This is a genomic window from Pseudomonas sp. B6(2017) (genome assembly GCF_002112765.1).
Lineage (GTDB): Bacteria > Pseudomonadota > Gammaproteobacteria > Pseudomonadales > Pseudomonadaceae > Aquipseudomonas > Aquipseudomonas piscis.
Genome location: NZ_NEIQ01000015.1, coordinates 15,515 through 32,283, shown reverse-complemented (window position 1 = coordinate 32,283; position 16,769 = coordinate 15,515). Strand labels below are relative to the sequence as shown.

12 protein-coding genes are annotated in these 16,769 nt (G+C 65.7%); 3 read left to right on the top strand and 9 right to left on the bottom strand.

The genetic code is table 11. The features are described 5' to 3' along the window. Window positions 1-44: 44 nt before the first annotated feature. Entirely contained in the window at window positions 45-422 is a 378-nt protein-coding gene (locus CAG11_RS23920) for a response regulator (protein ID WP_085598229.1), read from the top strand. Window positions 423-428: 6 nt separating this feature from the next. Here the strand turns inward: CAG11_RS23920 and CAG11_RS23915 are convergent, their stop codons facing one another. The 7 genes from CAG11_RS23915 to mexE form a co-directional block, all read right to left on the bottom strand. Further along, window positions 429-2,099 (bottom strand): ATP-binding protein, encoded by a 1,671-nt coding sequence (locus CAG11_RS23915; protein ID WP_085598228.1) that lies wholly within the window; start codon window positions 2,097-2,099, stop codon window positions 429-431. Then, on the bottom strand, window positions 2,096-3,598 hold the full coding sequence (locus tag CAG11_RS23910; protein WP_085598227.1) for an ATPase domain-containing protein: 1,503 nt from the start codon (window positions 3,596-3,598) through the stop codon (window positions 2,096-2,098). The genes CAG11_RS23915 and CAG11_RS23910 overlap by 4 nt, the downstream gene beginning before the upstream one ends. A gap of 229 nt (window positions 3,599-3,827) precedes the next feature. Beyond that, window positions 3,828-4,883, bottom strand: a complete 1,056-nt coding sequence (locus CAG11_RS23905) for a HEAT repeat domain-containing protein (RefSeq protein ID WP_085598402.1) — start codon at window positions 4,881-4,883, stop codon at window positions 3,828-3,830. 71 nt (window positions 4,884-4,954) lie between these two features. Next, window positions 4,955-5,854: a bestrophin family protein gene (locus CAG11_RS23900; protein WP_053129206.1), complete on the bottom strand. Its 900-nt coding sequence runs from the start codon at window positions 5,852-5,854 to the stop codon at window positions 4,955-4,957. A gap of 350 nt (window positions 5,855-6,204) precedes the next feature. Continuing rightward, the gene (locus CAG11_RS23895) at window positions 6,205-7,626 is read right to left on the bottom strand and encodes an efflux transporter outer membrane subunit (RefSeq protein ID WP_085598226.1); all 1,422 of its coding nucleotides are present in this window, start codon (window positions 7,624-7,626) and stop codon (window positions 6,205-6,207) included. Continuing rightward, the gene (locus tag CAG11_RS23890; protein WP_085598225.1) at window positions 7,623-10,802 is read right to left on the bottom strand and encodes an efflux RND transporter permease subunit; all 3,180 of its coding nucleotides are present in this window, start codon (window positions 10,800-10,802) and stop codon (window positions 7,623-7,625) included. Before CAG11_RS23890 ends, CAG11_RS23895 begins: the two co-directional genes overlap by 4 nt. Window positions 10,803-10,817: 15 nt before the next feature. After that, window positions 10,818-12,065 (bottom strand): multidrug efflux RND transporter periplasmic adaptor subunit MexE, encoded by a 1,248-nt coding sequence (gene mexE, locus CAG11_RS23885; protein WP_085598224.1) that lies wholly within the window; start codon window positions 12,063-12,065, stop codon window positions 10,818-10,820. Window positions 12,066-12,360: 295 nt separating this feature from the next. On the opposite strand from mexE, the gene CAG11_RS23880 reads away from it, so the two are divergent. Both CAG11_RS23880 and CAG11_RS23875 read left to right on the top strand, forming a co-directional pair. Continuing rightward, the gene (locus CAG11_RS23880; protein ID WP_085598400.1) at window positions 12,361-12,804 is read left to right on the top strand and encodes a CopD family copper resistance protein; all 444 of its coding nucleotides are present in this window, start codon (window positions 12,361-12,363) and stop codon (window positions 12,802-12,804) included. 105 nt (window positions 12,805-12,909) lie between these two features. After that, window positions 12,910-14,253 (top strand): hypothetical protein, encoded by a 1,344-nt coding sequence (locus tag CAG11_RS23875; protein ID WP_085598223.1) that lies wholly within the window; start codon window positions 12,910-12,912, stop codon window positions 14,251-14,253. A 181-nt stretch (window positions 14,254-14,434) separates the two neighbouring features. Here the strand turns inward: CAG11_RS23875 and CAG11_RS23870 are convergent, their stop codons facing one another. Together CAG11_RS23870 and cobA are read right to left on the bottom strand one after the other, a co-directional pair. Next, on the bottom strand, window positions 14,435-15,922 hold the full coding sequence (locus CAG11_RS23870) for a cytochrome D1 domain-containing protein (protein ID WP_085598222.1): 1,488 nt from the start codon (window positions 15,920-15,922) through the stop codon (window positions 14,435-14,437). After that, window positions 15,919-16,749 (bottom strand): uroporphyrinogen-III C-methyltransferase, encoded by an 831-nt coding sequence (gene cobA / locus CAG11_RS23865; RefSeq protein WP_085598221.1) that lies wholly within the window; start codon window positions 16,747-16,749, stop codon window positions 15,919-15,921. The genes CAG11_RS23870 and cobA overlap by 4 nt, the downstream gene beginning before the upstream one ends. Window positions 16,750-16,769 lie beyond the last annotated feature (20 nt).

Here is a 16,769-nt window from a genome sequence, read left to right as displayed (position 1 = left end):
ACGCCAACAGCTCCTTGCAGTAATTGACCGAATAAAGGTTTTCCATGAGTGAAGATGCACAAGACGTCGTACTGATCGTCGAAGATGAACCGGTGATCCTGATGCTGCTGGCCGACTACCTGTCGGGCCTGGGCTATCGGGTACTGCAGGCCGAGAACGGCGAGCAGGCGTTCGAGATCCTGGCCACCAAGCCCAACCTGGACCTGATGGTCACCGATTACCGGCTGCCGGGTGGCATCACCGGGGTGATGATCGCCGAACCCGCAGTCAAGCTGCGCCCGGACCTGAAGGTGATCTTCATCAGCGGTTATCCCAACGAAATCCTCGAGTGCGATAGCCCCATCACCCGCAAGGCGCCGATCCTGGCCAAGCCGTTCGACCTCGACAGCCTGCACGAGCAGATCCAGCGACTGCTGGCCTGAGACGCCTCAGTCGCGGAGCATTTCCCGCACCTTGGTGGTCAGCAGGTCGAAGGTGAACGGCTTGGTGATCAGCTGCATGCCAGGATCGAGGAAGCCGCCCCGGACCGCCGCATGCTCGGCGTAGCCGGTAATGAACAGCACCTTGAGCTGTGGGCGCAATTGCCGCCCGATTTCCGCCAGCTGCCGTCCGTTCATGCCTGGCAGGCCCACGTCGCTGACCAGGAGATCGATGCGCTGTGGTGAATCGAGAATCGGCATGGCGTCATGTGCATCGCCGGCCTCGAGGAAGTGGTAGCCCAACTCGCCCAGCACGGTACTGACCAGCACCCGCACCGCCGGGTCGTCTTCGACGATCAATACCGTCTCGCCGTTTTGCGCGGCGACCGCTTGCTCCTCTGCCTGATGTTCATCGCTGGCCGAGTCACCGCGAAAACGCGGCAGGTACAGGCAGACCTGGGTGCCCTGGCCCTGGGTACTGTCCAGGGTCACGTGGCCGCGGGACTGCTTGCTGAAGCCATAGATCATCGACAGCCCCAGGCCAGTGCCCTGGCCGATGGGCTTGGTGGTGAAGAAGGGATCGAATACCCGGTTGAGGATGGCTTCGGGCATGCCGCAGCCGTTGTCGCTGACTCGCAGCACCACGTAGTCGCCGGGTTCGAGGTTGTCGTGGGCCTGGGTGAAGGCTGCGTCCAGCTGGCGATTGAAGGTCTCAACCAGCAACTGGCCTCCGTCGGGCATGGCATCCCGGGCATTGAGCGCAAGGTTGAGCAGGGCGCTCTCGAGTTGGTTGGGATCGGCCTCGGCTACCCACAGCTGCTCGTACAGGCGCAGTTCCAGCCGGATGTTCTCGCTGAGGCTGCGTTGCAGCAGCTCGCCCATGGAGCTGACCAGGGCATTCATCTCCACGGGCTTGGCATCCAGCGATTGGCGCCGGGAGAAGGCCAGCAGGCGGTGGGTCAGGCCGGCGGCGCGGTTGGCCGAGGTCACCCCGAGTTCGATCAGGCTGTCCAGGTCTTCGGTCCGGCCCCGGGCCAGGCGCCGACGCAGCAGCTCCAGGCTGCCGATGATGCCGGTGAGCATGTTGTTGAAGTCATGGGCGATGCCGCCGGTGAGCTGGCCGACCGCTTCCATCTTCTGCGATTGGCGCAGGGCCTCTTCGTTATGCCGCAGCTGCGCGGTGCGTTCCTCCACCTGCTGTTCCAGGGTTTCCAGGGTGCGTTGCAGGCGCAGCTCGCTCTGGCTCAGGTCGATCAGCCGGTCCCGGGCCTCGTATTGGCGGCGCCGGCCACGCAATGCGGTACTGACCAGGCTGATCAGGGTAGCGGGGTGGAACGGCCGTTCGAGGAAGCTGACGTTGCCCAACGGCGTACTGAACCTGGCGGCCGGATTCTGTTCCGGCCCGCCATGGTGGGTCAGCAACACAATGGGCAGGTCCGACCAGGCCGGCTGCTGCTCCAGATGGCGCAGCAACGGCTCGAGGTCGACCCCCAGCAAGGCTTCGGCGGCGATGATCGCCAGCCCCGCGCCTTGCTCCAGTTCTTCGCACAGGGCACCCAGGTGCGGGGTGATCAAGCTCCTGACGCCGGCTTCGCTCAGCATCATCTGCGCCAGCTGGCTGTCGCGGCCATGGGGCGTGAGCACCAGGGCCCGTTCGGAAAAGGCCGGGCCTAGGGTCATGGCACCTCGTCCTTGAGCAATGGCTTGTCCTCGCCCTGGTAGTTGGGCACGCCACGCAGTACGCCCTGGAAGGCCTCCAGGGGCTCGCCGATGGTCAGGCCCTGGCCGCTGATGCGGTATTCGCGGATGGTCGATTCGTGGCTGCCGGTGCGTTTCTTGATGATCGAGATGGCTCGGCGCACCTTGCCCAGGGCTTCGAAGTAGCGCAGCAGGATCACCGTATCGGCCAGGTAGGTGATGTCCACCGGGGCTTGCATGTCGCCCACCAGGCCATGCTGGGCCACGGTCATGAAGGTCGCCGCGCCCTGGCGATTGAGGTACAGCAACAGCTCGTGCATGTGCAGCACCAGGGCGTTCTCTTCGGGCATCGCCGCCTGGTAGCCATTGATGCTGTCGATCACCACGGTCTTGATCTGGCCCTGGTCGACGCAGCGCCGCACCCGGTGCGACAGCTCGCCCGGCGTCAGCTCGGCGGCGTCCACCTGCTCGATGATCAGGTCGCCACTGTCGCGCAAGGCGTGCAGGTCGATGCCCAGGTTGGCCATGCGCTCGAACAAGAGGCCCAGTTCTTCATCGAAGATGAATAGCGCGGCCTTCTCGCCCCGGGCCACCGCGGCGGCGGCGAAGATCAGCGCCAGCAGCGACTTGCCGGTGCCGGCCGGGCCGAGGATCAGGGTGCTGGAACCGCTGGCTATCCCGCCGCCGAGCAGGGCGTCCAGTTCGGCGATGCCGCTGGTCAGGGTTCCGCGCTGGTAGCCGCTGCGGTACTCGGCCGCCACCAGGCGCGGGAACACCTGTACGCCGCCGCCCAGGATGGTGAAGTCGTGGAAGCCGCCGCGGTACTTCTGGCCGCGGTACTTCATTATCCGGATACGCCGGCGTTCGGAGCCGTAGCTTGGCGTCAGTTCTTCCAGGCGGATCACCCCATGGGCCACGCTGTGCACGGTCTTGTCCAGGGTGTCGCTGGTCAGGTCGTCCAGCAGCAGGACGGTGGCGTCGTAGCGCACGAAGTAGTGCTTGATCGCCAGGATCTGGCGGCGATAACGCAACGAGTTCTGCGCCAGCAAGCGGATCTCCGAGAGACTGTCCACCACCACCCGGGTCGGCTTGACCCGTTCCACCACCTCGAAGATCTGCCTTGTGGCTTCTCCCAATTCCAGGTCCGAGGAATACAGCAGGCTTTGCTGGTGTTCGGTATCGAGCAGGCTCTCCGGTGGGGTCAGCTCGAAGATATGGATATTGTCGTCCAGCTCCCAGCCATGGGACTGGGCGCCCTGGCGCAATTCGCGCTCGGTTTCCGACAGGGTGATGTACAGGCAGCGCTCACCGGCCTGGGCCCCGGCCCGCAAAAAGTGCAGGGCGACGGTGGTCTTGCCCGTGCCGGGTTCGCCCTCCAGCAGGAATACGTGGCTGCGGGACAGGCCGCCGTTGAGAATGTCGTCCAGGCCTTCGATGCCGATGCTGGCCTTTTCGCTGAGCAACGCAGATGAAGTGATCAAGCAATCCCCTCGCAATGGATCCGATCGGCGGCGGCACGCGGGCCGCGATGCCGCTTTGATCACTTGACCGTTTGCCGCCAGCGCGGTTCAACCTTTTATCGCCACCATGGGTTATAGCCGGTGCAGCAGGCGGGATCGCCTGAAGATCGAAGAAGGTCCTGCGGAGCTTGGCGCAGCCTCGCGGGCGCGTAGCGGCCACGAAAGGGATCGCGCGGTAGGGGGCGAAAGGTCAGAGTCCTTGCTGCAGGGCCGGGTCGTCGGGGTTCTGTTGTTCCAGCTGGGCCAACAGCACCTGGACATTCTGCAACTGGCCGCTTTCCTTCCAGTAACTGATCAGCAGCACCCGCGCCTTGCGGTTGTAGGGTTGGCGCTGGACGATTTCCTCCAGCTGCTTCTGCGCGGCCTCCAGTTCGTGCTCGCTGTGCAGGGTCGTGGCCAGGTCGTAGCGGTAGGCGGCATTGTTCGGCTCCAGCTCCACTGCCCGGGCCAGGCCCAGCAGGGCGAATTCACCCTGGCCGTGGTGCAGCAGCCAGAGCCCCAGGGCGTGCTGCAGGTAGGCCGAGTCCTGCTGGGCCTGCAGTTGCTTGGCCAGCAGCTGGCGGGCCGCCTCGCTCTGGCCCTGCTTGTCCAGCACCTCGATCTGCAAGACCACCGCCTGCAGGTTGTCCGGCGCCAGTTTCAGTGCCTGCTCCAGGGTCTGCTGGGCTCTGGCCAGGTCGGCGTTGTGCAGGTACAGGCGTGCCAGCTGGTACTGGGCCTCGACATTGTCGCCACGGGTCCTGAGCACCTGGGTGTATTCATCGATCACCTGCTGCAGCGGGCCGAAATACAGGCCCTGGTCGTCCGGGGACAGGCCCAGCAGGGCGTCCACCGCGGCGAAGCGCACGCTTTGCTCCGGATCGCTCAGCAAAGGCCCCAGCAGCAGGCTGCGCTTGCCGCTGGGCACCAGGCCGAGCACGCTCTTGATGGCCGCCTTGCGCACTTCGGGCGAAGGGTGCTGCAGGTCGGCATCGGCCAGCTTCAGGGCCTGGGGGCTGGGGTAGTTGGGCAGTACCGCCAGCAGGCGGATACGTTGCTGGTCATCGAGATCCGGACGCCCCAGTTGCTGGTAGAGCACCCTGGCCGCACCGGGTTGGCCGTTGCGCGCCTTCTCCAGGGCCTGGCCGTAGCCGTGCCTGATGGCATCCGGCACCGCCGGCGGAGCGCTGCGCCAGAACGACCAGGCCAGGACCAGTAGGATGACGATGGGCAGGCTGATCAGCAGGTAGCGACGGGCTCGGGTCATGGGCATGGGAAATTGGCGACTTGAAGAGGGAGCAAGCTTCGACCAGGAACCGGCCCGAGTCAAACCCGCGATCAGGTCAACACGTATTCCCGGGGTTCCAGCGGCGGTGGCAGTTGCGGTTCACCCAACGCCGCCAGCACTTCGCGCTCCAGGCCGCGCAGTAGAGCACTGCAGGGCAGGTCGTTGTCGTCGTAGCCGAAGGGGTTTTCGAGGTCGTCGCCGATTTCGTCCAGGCCCAGGAAGGTGTAGCTGACGATGGCGGTGAAGATCGGCGCCAGCCAGCCCAGCGGCTCGGCCATGGCGAACGGCAGGAGGATGCAGAACAGGTAGATGGTGCGGTGCAGCAGCAGGGTATAGGGGAAGGGCAGCGGAGTGTTCTGGATACGTTCGCAGGCCGCCTGGACCAGGCTCAGGCTGACCAGGCGAGTTTCCAGCTGGGTATAGCGCCATTCGCTGATCAGTCCTTGTCGTGCCCATTGCGAGCAGCGCCGGCCGATGTGCTGCAACTGGGCGTCGGTCAGGTTCGGGTGCTGCCGGTCCACGGGCGCCTGGGCCCAGGGTGCCAGGGCACTGGCCTCGTCCTCGTGGCGCAGCCGGGCGATCAGGCTGTGGGCGAAACCACAGAGGTCACGCAGCAAGCCTTCACGTTCGCGATGGCCTTCGAGCACCAGGCTCTCGCGGATCAGCGAGCGCACCTCGATGGCCAGCTGCCCCAGTTGCTTGCGGCCCTCCCACCAGCGGTCATAGCAGGCGTTGTTGCGAAAGCTCATGAAGATCGACAACGACAGCCCCAGCAGGGTGAACGGTGTGGCGCTGACCCTGGAGAAGTAGCTGGGCTGCAGGGTTTCCACCAGCACAATGACCGAGGCCAGCAGGGTCACCAGGGCGCAGCGCAAGGCGATGCGCTTGGCGATCGAGCCCTTGAGGGCGAAGAGCAGGGCGATCAGGTTCGGTTTGGGACGCACGATCATGGGGATGAAGGCCTGGGCGACTACGAGGCGAGCGCAGGTTAGGAGCGGGCCGGGTGGCTGTCCAATCGTAATGGCCGACTGGTTGATCGAGCGCCTCTATCGGCGATCCTTCGCCGTGTAGCCGCTGTCGAGCCATCGGCGAGGCTGCACGAAGGCCCGCAGGACCTTGCTTGGCGATCTTCAGCGGTGGCAAGCGCCTGCGCCTGCTACTTCGACCTGCCACCCAAGCCGGACGCAGCCTTGCGTGGCGGCAGGTCGGTATCCGGGCAAAAAAAGGCCCCGCGACCGAATGATCCACGGGGCCAAACATTGGTTGGTTGCGGCCAACCAAAGGAGCTCGTTGCAAATACTTAGTTGCTGGCCACCGTCTCGGGTTGCCAGCCACCGCCCAGGGCCTTGTAGATGGCGACGATGCCGCGGTACAGCTCGACTTCGGCCTGGGCCTGGGAGTCTTCGGCGGCCAGGCGTTCGCGCTGGGCATCCAGCAGCACCAGGAAGTCCACGGTGCCTTCGCGATAGCGGATCTCGGCCAGGTCGGCGGCGGCGCGGCTGGACTCGCTCTGGCGGATCAGCGAGAGCAGGCGCTGCTGGCGCTTGCCGTAGTCGCTGAAGGCATTCTCCGATTCTTCCAGGGCCAGCAGCACCTGCTGCTCATAGTTGGCCAGGGCTCCGTCGGCATTGGCGTCGGCGCCGCGCAGGCGCGCCCGCACGCTGCCCAGGTCGAAGGCGGCCCAGGTGATGCTCGGGCCCAGGGCCCAGGCATTGGCCGCCGAGGAGCCGATCTGCGAACCACGCCCGGCGGTGAAGCCGAGGAAACCACTGAGGCTGACCCGCGGGAACAGATCGGCCTTGGCCACGCCGATTCGCGCGGTGGCGGCGGCCAGCTTGCGTTCGGCGCTGAGGACGTCCGGCCGTCGCTGCAGCAGCTCGCCCGGATCGCCGATCGGCAAGGCCTTGGCGATGGCCGGCAACTGCGCGGGCGAAAGGTCGACACTGAGCTTGTCCGGACGCTCACCCAGCAGGGTGGCGATGCGGTTGCGCTGGCGCACCTGCTCGGCCTGCAGTTGCGGCACGCTGGCCTCCACCGCGGCCAGGCGCGCATCGGCGCGGACTACGTCCAGCTGGTCGCCCACTCCGGCATCACGCAGGCTTTCGGTGATCTTGCGCGAGGCCTTCTGGTTGTCCAGGTTGGCCAGGGCGATCTTTTCCCGCAGTTGTGCGCCACGCAGCTGGCCGTAGGCATCCACCAGCTCGGCGATCATGGTCACCTGCAACTGGTAGAGGTCGGCCTCGGCGGCTTGCTGGTCGGCTTCGGTGGCTTCCAGGTTGCGCTGGATGCGGCCGAACAGGTCCAGCTCCCAGGCCATGTCCAGCCCCAGGTCGTAGCGCTCGCTATTGACCCGCTTGCTGGTCTGGCCGGGCACCTGGCCCTTGCCCAGGTTGCTGCTGGCGCGGCTGGTGATGGTCGGCATGGCGTCGTTGCTGGCGTCATCGCGGATCGCCCGGGCGGCCCGCAGGCGGGCGAAGGCCACCCGCAGCTCACGGTTACCCTTGAGCGACTGGCTCACCAGCTGGTTGAGCGTCGGATCGTCGAACTGCTGCCACCAGATGCCTTCGAAGCGCGCGCGATCGAAGTTCCTCTGGCCTGCAGCGGTGTCGCCGGCGGCGCTGATATGCGCCGCCTCGGTGCTCGGGGTCTGGTAGTCCGGACCTACCGCACAGGCGCTCAGGGCCAGTACCAGCAGGCTCGGCAGGAAGACTTTCGAACTCATTGTTGCGTCTCCAGTTGCAGGGCGCGGGCGGCCTTGCGGGCCTCGCTGCGCTCCACGTAGTTGCGGATCAGGACATAGAACACCGGGGTCAGCAGCAGGCCGAAGAAGGTCACCCCGAGCATCCCGGAGAACACCGCCACACCCATGGCATGACGCATTTCCGCACCTGCGCCGCTGGAGATCACCAGGGGCACCACGCCCATGATGAAGGCGAAGGAGGTCATCAGGATCGGCCGCAGGCGCAGGCGGCAGGCTTCCAGTACGGCGGCCAGCGGGTCCAGGCCTTCCTCTTGCTTGTCCTTGGCGAACTCGACGATCAGGATCGCGTTCTTGCACGCCAGGCCCACCAGTACGATCAGGCCGATCTGGGTGAAGATGTTGTTGTCGCCCCCGGAGATGATCACCCCGGCAATGGCCGACAGCAGGGTCATGGGCACGATCAGGATCACCGCCAGTGGCAGGCTCCAGCTTTCGTACTGGGCGGCCAGCACCAGGAAGGCCAGCAGTACGCACAGCGGGAACACGAACAGCGCGGTGTTGCCAGCCAGGATCTGCTGGTAGGTCAACTCGGTCCATTCATAGGTCATGCCGTTGGGCAGTTCTTCCTTGAGCAGCTTCTCGATCGCCGCTTGCGCTTGCCCGGAGCTGTAGCCCGGAGCTGCCGCGCCGTTGATCTCGGCGGTGACGAAGCCGTTGTAGTGCATGACGCGGTCGGGACCTGCGGTGTCGCTGACCTTGATGAAGGTCGCCAGGGGGATCATCTCGCCCTTGTTGTTGCGCACCTTCAGCTGGCCGATCTGCTCGGCTTCCAGGCGGAACTGCTGCTCGGCCTGGACGTTGACCTGGTAGGTGCGTCCGAAGCGGTTGAAGTCGTTGGCATACAGCGAACCCAGGTAGATCTGCAGGGTGTCGAAGATGTCCGAGATCGCCACGCCGTGGGTCTTGGCCTTTTCCCGATCGATGGCCGCGTCCACTTGGGGCACGTTGACCTGGTAGCTGGTGAACAACCCGGCCAGTTCCGGCACGCTGCGGCTCTTGGTGATGACGTTCTGCACTTCCTTGTACAGGTCCTCGTAGCCCAGGCCGCCACGGTCCTCGACCTGCAGGCGGAACCCGCCGATGGTGCCCAGGCCTTGTACCGGTGGCGGTGGGAAGATCGCCATGTAGGCATCCTGGATGTCAGCGTACTTGCCGTTCAGGGCCCCGGCGATGGCGCCGGCGGACATGCTCGGGTCCTTGCGCTCCTCAAAGGGCTTCAAGGTGACGAAGACGATGCCGTTGTTCGGGCTGTTGGTGAAGCCGTTGATCGACAGGCCGGGGAAGGCCACGGCGCTTTCCACCCCAGGCTGTTTCAGGGCGATGTCGGACATGCGCTTGATCACGTCTTCGGTACGATCCAGGCTCGCCGCATCCGGCAACTGGGCGAAGGCCACCAGGTACTGCTTGTCCTGGGCCGGAACGAAGCCGGTGGGCGTGTGGGCGAAGCCGAACCAGGTCAGGACCATCAGGCCGGCATACAAGAACAGGGCGATGCCGCTGCCACGGATGACCCGGCGCACGGTGCCGACGTAGCCGTTGCTGGCGCGCTCGAAGAAGCGGTTGAACGGCTTGAACAGCCAGCCACCCAGCAGCTTGTCGAGGAACAGCGAGAAACGGTCCTTGGGCGCGTGGTGTTCCTTGAGCAGCACTGCCGCCAGGGCCGGGGACAGGGTCAGGGAGTTGAAGGCCGAGATCACCGTGGAAATGGCGATGGTCAGGGCGAACTGCTTGTAGAACTGTCCGGTCAGGCCACTGATGAAGGCCGCGGGCACGAATACCGCGCACAGCACCAGGGCGGTGGCGATGATCGGGCCGGTCACTTCGCGCATGGCGCGCTTGGTGGCTTCCACCGGGTTCAGGCCCAGGCCGATGTTACGTTCGACGTTCTCCACCACCACGATGGCGTCGTCCACCACGATGCCGATGGCCAGTACCAGGCCGAACAGCGACAGCGCGTTGAGCGAGAAGCCGAACATGTGCATCACCGCGAAGGTGCCGATCAGCGAAACCGGGACGGCCACCAGCGGGATGATCGAGGCGCGCCAGGTCTGCAGGAACAGGATCACCACCAGCACCACCAGTACCAGGGCTTCGAACAGGGTATGCACCACTGCCTCGATGGAGCCACGGACGAAGATGGTCGGGTCATAGACGATGCTGAAGTCCATGCCTTCGGGGAAACTCTGCTTGAGCTCGGCCATCTTGGCCCGCACTTCGTTGGAGATCTCGATGGCATTGGAGCCCGGACGCTGGAAGATCGGGATCGCTACCGCCGGCTGATTGTCCAGCAGCGAGCGCAGGGCGTACTGGCTCGACCCCAGCTCGACCCGGGCGATGTCTTTCAGGCGGGTGATCTCGCCGTCTTCGCCGGAGCGAATGATGATGTTCTCGAACTCTTCCTCGGTGACCAGGCGGCCCTGGGTGTTGACCGACAGCTGGAAGCTGGTGGCGTTGGGCGCAGGTGGCGCGCCCAGGGCACCGGCAGCCACCTGGCGGTTCTGTTCACGGATCGCGGTGACCACGTCGGTGGCGGTCAGGTTGCGCGAAGCGGTCTTGTTCGGGTCCAGCCACACGCGCAGCGAGTAGTCGCCCATGCCGAACAGCTGCACGTCGCCCACGCCGCCCAGGCGCGCCAGCTCATCCTTGATGTTGAGGATGGCGTAGTTGGACAGGTAGAGCATGTCGTAGCGTTTGTCCGGCGAGGTCAGGTGCACCACCATGGTCAGGTCGGGGGAGGCCTTGTCCACGGTGATACCGATGCGCGTCACTTCTTCCGGCAGCTTGGGCTGGGTCCGGGTCACGCGGTTCTGTACCTGGACCTGGGCATTATCCAGGTCGGTGCCCAGGGCGAAGGTCACGGTCAGGGTGATCTTGCCGTCGGCGGTGGATTGCGAGGACATGTAGAGCATGTTCTCGACCCCGGTGATGGCCTGCTCCAGCGGCGCGGCCACGGTTTCACCGATCACCTTGGGGTTGGCCCCCGGGAAGTTGGCGCGTACCACCACGGTCGGCGGCACTACTTCCGGGTATTCGCTGATGGGGAGCTGGAACAGCGAGATGGCGCCGGCGATCAGGATCAGCAGCGATAGCACCGCTGCGAAGATCGGCCTTGATATGAAGAATTGGGAAAAATTCATCTTGAGAGTCGTCCCTTAACCGCGCGGAGTCGCGGCGGCGAGTTTCACGGCCACAGCCGGCTTGGCAGGGCTGACCTGCGGCAGGTTGCTGGCTTCCAGTGCTTGGCGTTGTTGGGCCAGGGCGGCGAGGGTTTCCTTGCTGGCCATGGGGATCACTTCAGGCGTGACCGGTGCCCCCGGGCGTGCCCGTTGCAGGCCCTTGACGATGATGGTGTCGTCCTTGCTCAGGCCGTTGCGCACGATGCGCAGGCCTTCGATCTTCGGCCCCAGTTCGACGGCGCGGTAGGCCGGCTTGTTATCGGCGTCCATCACCAGCACGAACTTCTTGCCCAGGTCGGTGCCCACGGCTTCGTCGTTGATCAGCATCGCCGAGTAAGTACCGCTGCCCACCAGCTTCAGCCGGGCGTAGAGGCCCGGGGTGTAGCTGCCGTCGCTGTTGTCGAACACCGCGCGGCCACGGATGGTGCCGGTCTTGGGGTTGACCTGGTTGTCGACGAAGTTCATCTGGCCCAGGTGCGGGTGGCCGTCCTCGTTGGACAGGCCCAGGTACACCGGGGTGCTCTGGCCACGCTGGCCCTGGCGGGCAAGCTGGGTGTACTTGAGGTACACGCGCTCGTCGGCGTCGAAGTAGGCGTAGACCTTGTCGGTGGAGACCACGCTGGTCAGCGCGGTGACGTCGGCGGTCACCAGGTTGCCGGCGGTGATCTGCGCCCGGCTGACCCGGCCGCTGATGGGCGCGAGGACGCGGGTGAAGCTGAGGTTGAGCTTGGCCAGGTCCAGTTGCGCCTGGATCGCGTCGACCCCGGCCCGGGCTTCCTGGGCGGCGCTGGTGCGGGTGTCGGCCAGCTCGGCGGAAATCGCGTTGCTGGTCAACAGGCGCTGGCCACGCTGGGCTTCGTTGGCGCTGCGGGTCGCGGTGGCCCGGGCCTGTTGCAGCTGGGCTTCCAGGCGACGCACTTCGGCCTGGAACGGCCGTGGGTCGATCTGGAACAGCAGGTCGCCTTTCTTCACCAGGGCACCTTCGGTGAAGGCCACCTGGTCGATCTGGCCCGACACCCGTGGGCGGATCTCGACGGTTTCCGGGGCCTCCAGGCGTCCGGTGAACTCATCCCACTCGTTGACGGGTTGCTCCAGCACCTTGGCCACGCTGACCTTGGCTGCCGGCGGGGCGGAGGCGGTCTGTGGAGCCTTGCCGCAGGCGCTCAACACCAGCACGGCGAGCGCGGCTAGTGGAAAACTTAAGAGTTTGACTGACTGGTCCATGGGTACATCCGCCAAGGTAATTTGAGATGGGCGGATGATGCTCGGCGGGTTTGTATCTCACGAATCGAATGAAGCAAAGGTAACTATCATTCGGAATGATATAAGCCCATGGCAAGCCCTCTAGCATGCGCTTTTCGTTAGGCCCCTATCAATTCCCTCGGACGCAAATAATCATTGTCCTGGACGCAATATTTGCGCGGCGCTACCTCGACGCGAAATTCCTTGATTGGCATCAAACGGCTCAAGCCAGCGCGGCGCTAGGCTGGAATCCACACCGGCCATCGACGAGGGGATGATGATCTATCCCGTACTGCTGATCCTGCATCTGTTCGCCGCGCTGGTATTCATCGGCACGGTGTTCTTCGAAGTGCTGTTCCTGGAGAACATCCGCCGTCAATTGCCGGCCAGGCTCATGCTGTTGCTCGAACAGGCCGTCGGCCGACGGGCGCGACAACTGATGCCCTGGGTATTGCTGGTGCTGTTCGGCGCCGGCATCGGCATGGTCTGGCAGCGTTACCTGCCGTTGCTGGCTGCGCCGCTGGAGTCCTCGTTCGGCACCTTGCTGCTGCTCAAGATCCTGCTGGCCGCCAGCGTCCTGGTGCATTTCCTCGGTGCCATGCTGCTGTTCCGTGCCGAGCGCATGACCGCCCGCTGGGTGCGCTTCATCCACGGCAGCGTCTTCACCCACATGCTGGCCATAGTGCTGCTGGCCAAGGCCATGTTCTACCTCACCTGGTAGCCGTGCCCCGCGCCGGCCACCCCAGGCGGGTTTGATGCAGGTCAAGGTCCCTCTGCGGCCAGCGGTCGACACTGAAGTTTTGCAGCCCGTCTCGGAGCTTCTGTCATGTTCGATCTCATTCACTCTCGCCGCGGACGGGGCGTGCAGCATGACCAGGGGGGACTCGAGCCCCGCTACCATGTCGAGGTCGGCCAGTTCCATGCCGGCGTCGGCTCCCTGGATGTGCTGCGGGCCTTGCGCGCCAGCCGGAGCAAACCCCGGCCATTGGCCCTGAACCTGCACCTGCCCGGCAGGTTGCGGATCACCGGCCAACCCATGGCGGCCTACCTGGATGCCCTGTCCCGGGAGATCCGGCTAGTGGCCTGCCACCTGGGCAATACCCCGCGGGTCGAGCAGTTCCACTTTGCCGGCGGCACCCCCGACCCGGCGCACTTGCAGCGGCTGATGGAGCTGCTGCGCAAGCGCTTCAACTTCCTCGACCACGACAGCGGCGACTATGGCGTCGAGGTCGATTTGCCGAGCACCGACTGGGCCAGCATGGGCCTGCTCCGCGAACAGGGTTTCAACCACGTGAGCATTGGCGTGCCCGATGGCGCTTGTGCCTGCGAGCGCGCGCCGGCCTGGCGCCAGGATCCGGCGCCGATCCAGTCGTTGCTCGATGCGGCGCGTACCTTCGGTTATCGCTCGGTGAGCGTCGACCTGGGCTACGGCCACGCCTGGCAGACCCCGGACAGCTTCGCCCTGAAGCTCGATACCCTGGTCGAGCTGGAGCCCGACCGCGTGCAAGTATTCGACTACGCGCAACCGCCCCGGCGCTATGCCCAGGCTCCCCGGCAGGCGGCCAGCACCCAGCGGGACAAGGCGCGGATGCGCCGCCTGTGTTTCGAGCGCCTGCCCCAGGCGGGCTACCTGCACATCGGCCTGGGGCTGTTCGTGCGTCCCGATGATGACCTGGCCATGGCCCAGGAGCGTGGCGCCCTGAGTCGCAACTACCAGGGCTTCACCCGGCACGGCTACTGCGACCAGATCGGCCTGGGGCTGGGCGCGGTCAGCCAGTTCGATGCTCTGCATGCGCAGAACACCGAGGTGCTGGGCGACTACCTGGAGCAACTGCAACACAACCAGCTGGCCACCTGGGGCGGCTGGCGCTGCGAGGGCGGCGCGCAGATCCGCCAGCAAGTGATGGAGCGCCTGGCCTGTGACCTGGAGCTGGATGTGCGAGCCGTCGAGCAACGTCATGGGCTGGTCTTGCGCCAGTTCTTCCCCGGTGCCTGGCGTGCGCTCGAGGCCATGAGCAGCGCAGGGCTGGTGGAACTGAGCGAGGATTTCATCAGCATCCTGCCGGCCGGGCGCCTGAAAGTGGACGCCATCTGCCAGCTGTTCGAGCACCTGGCGCCGGCGGGACCGGCGGCCGGGAGCGACTGGCTGGACCACGACGCCCGTCCTTGATGGCGGGCGCGTTGGCCAGGGCTAGCAGGCCGTTGAAAAACTGCCTGCGTTGCCATCGCTGCGTTGAACACAAGCTGGTGCGCCAGCCCGGTCAAAATGCTCGTTTACCACTCGTAAACTGCGCTTTTTCGCCTGTTCTTGTCTTGCGCTGACTGCCTCGCCTACGTTTTTCGACGGTCTGCTAGTGCGAGGTGCCCTCGGCGAACTCGATCTTGTTGCCCACGTTGTACTTGCCTGAAGGCTTGTTCATGGGAATGCGCTTGATCTCCTTCAGCGTCTGGCTGTCGTAGACGATCAGTGCGCCGTCGTTGGCCCAGATGCTCAGCAACAGGTAGCGGCCGTCATGGCTGAACTCTACATGGGCGGCGGTCTTGCCCGGCACGGGGCGCAGGGTGTGGGCGATTTCCAGGGTCTGTTTGTCGATCAGGTGGATGGCGTCGTTGTCCGGGCCGAAGAACACATCGGTCCAGGCGTAGGCCGAGTTGGCATGGCTGCGCATGAAGAAGCCCGGGCCCAGGGTCGGGATCTCCTTGATCAGCTTCCAGGTCTTGAGGTCGATCACCGAGACCAGGCCCTTGCTGATGTTCGGCGTGGCGAACACCCAGTCGCCGTTGCGCTGCCAGTAGGTCCCCGAGCCCAGGTGCGACATGCCGGGCAGGGCGATGTTGGCCACCACCCGGCCGCCGTCCAGGTCCAGCACCTGGCCGCCCTGGGCCTGGCGCGAAGTGGCCAGCAATTGGCGGTAGTCGGGTGAGAAGGAAAAGTCGTCGAGCATGTCCTGGGCCTGGATCCGCCGTGGGCTGAAGTCCGGGTTGCTGCCGGCGCTGGACAGCTCCCAGACTTCCTTCACGTCCTTGAGCGCGACGATGAAGCTGTCCCGGGGTGGGGCGGTGTACACCGCGCTGACCCGCGACGGGGTGCCGTCCTGGCCGATGGCGGCGATGCTTTTGACCGGGGTCAGGTCGCGGGCGTCCAGCAGCACCAGGTTGCCCGGCAGGTAGTTGCCCACCAGCACCCAGCGTCCATCCTTGCTCACCGCCAGGTTGCGGGTGTTGAGCCCGGCCCGCACCTCGGCCACCAGCTTGAGGTTGTGCAGGTCGTACTGGCTGACCCAGCCATCGCGGGAGGCCAGGTAGACGAAGCGCCCGTCGGGGGAGAATTTCGGCCCGCCGTGCACGGCGAAATGGGTGGCGAAACGCGCCAGCACGGTGAAGCGGTCGCCATCGAGGATGCTGATGTGATGGTCGCCGGCTTCCACCGCCACGAACAGGTTCAGCGGGTCGGCGCCATGCTGGGGTGTGGCGGGCAATCGCTCGATGGGGTTGAGCACCTGGTGGCTGGCGCGGACCTGCTCCTCGCTCCAGGTCGGCGGCGTGGCCGGCGGTTGTTGCAGGTAGGCGGCCAGGGCGTCGATGCGCTCCGGGCCCAGCACCTGGGCGAAACCCGCCATCTGGCTGGCCGGGCGGCCGGTGCTGATCACTTGGCGGATCTCGGCCGGCTTGATCCGCCCCAGGCTCTCGGGCAGCAACGCCGGCCCGCTGCCGCCAAAGCGGTTGGCGGCGTGGCAGGCCTGGCAATGCTGCTGGTAATCCCGGGCGGCCTGGTCGAGGGCCGGGCTGCCATGGGCCGGGCTGATCCACAACAGCGGCAGCAACCACAGGGCCCTCATGGCGTCAGCTCCAGTTCGAGCCCGGCGCCGGCGAAATGTGCGGGTTGCTCCATGCTGTGCTGGGCGAACAAGCCGACCACCTTGCCGATCACGGTGAGCGTCGGGGTGGCCAGGGAGCATTGTCCGGCCAATGCCGGCAGTTGCGCCAGGCGGCCGCGCAGGACCTGCTGGTCGCGGCAGGTGCCCCGGCTGATCAGCGCCGCCGGGGTATCGGCGGCCAAGCCGGCGGCCAGCAGACGCTCGGTGATCAACCCGAGGTTGCCCAGCCCCATGTAGAACACCAGGGTCTGGCTGCTGTCGGCCAGGCTCTGCCAGGGCAGGTCGAGGGCGCCATCGCGTTGCAGGTGGCCCGTGATGAAGCGGCAGGAGCTGACCAGGTCGCGATGGGTCAGGGGAATCCCGGCATAGGCGCTGCAACCGGCCGCGGCGGTGATGCCCGGCACCACCTGGCAGTCCACGCCTTGTTGCAGCAGGTAGTCCAGTTCCTCGGCGCCACGGCCGAAGATGAACGGATCGCCGCCCTTGAGCCGCACCACCCTCAGCCCTTGTTGGGCCAGCTCGGCCAGCAGCTGGTTGATCCGCGGTTGCGGCAGGCTGTGGTAGCCGCTGCTCTTGCCCACGTAGTGGCGCTGGCAACGGCTGGGAATCAGCGCCAGCAGCTCGGCGCTGATCAGCCGGTCATGGACCACGGCATCGGCCTGCATCAGCAGGCTCCAGGCACGCAGGGTCAACAGGCGCGGATCGCCCGGCCCGGCGCCGACCAGGGCGACTTCCCCGGGGTTGAACGGCGAGTGCAGGGCGGCAGGTAGAGTGAGGGCTGAATGCATGTGGGCGATCCTCGATCCAT

Bases quoted from the DNA above. Each gene is read 5' to 3' on its own strand.
- CAG11_RS23870 (WP_085598222.1), bottom strand. From the start codon at position 15,922: ATGAGGGCCCTGTGGTTGCTGCCGCTGTTGTGGATCAGCCCGGCCCAT.
- CAG11_RS23875 (WP_085598223.1), top strand. From the start codon at position 12,910: ATGTTCGATCTCATTCACTCTCGCCGCGGACGGGGCGTGCAGCATGAC.
- CAG11_RS23890 (WP_085598225.1), bottom strand. From the start codon at position 10,802: ATGAATTTTTCCCAATTCTTCATATCAAGGCCGATCTTCGCAGCGGTG.
- CAG11_RS23905 (WP_085598402.1), bottom strand. From the start codon at position 4,883: ATGACCCGAGCCCGTCGCTACCTGCTGATCAGCCTGCCCATCGTCATC.
- mexE (WP_085598224.1), bottom strand. From the start codon at position 12,065: ATGGACCAGTCAGTCAAACTCTTAAGTTTTCCACTAGCCGCGCTCGCC.
- CAG11_RS23895 (WP_085598226.1), bottom strand. From the start codon at position 7,626: ATGAGTTCGAAAGTCTTCCTGCCGAGCCTGCTGGTACTGGCCCTGAGC.
- CAG11_RS23920 (WP_085598229.1), top strand. From the start codon at position 45: ATGAGTGAAGATGCACAAGACGTCGTACTGATCGTCGAAGATGAACCG.
- CAG11_RS23880 (WP_085598400.1), top strand. From the start codon at position 12,361: ATGATCTATCCCGTACTGCTGATCCTGCATCTGTTCGCCGCGCTGGTA.
- cobA (WP_085598221.1), bottom strand. From the start codon at position 16,749: ATGCATTCAGCCCTCACTCTACCTGCCGCCCTGCACTCGCCGTTCAAC.
- CAG11_RS23900 (WP_053129206.1), bottom strand. From the start codon at position 5,854: ATGATCGTGCGTCCCAAACCGAACCTGATCGCCCTGCTCTTCGCCCTC.
- CAG11_RS23915 (WP_085598228.1), bottom strand. From the start codon at position 2,099: ATGACCCTAGGCCCGGCCTTTTCCGAACGGGCCCTGGTGCTCACGCCC.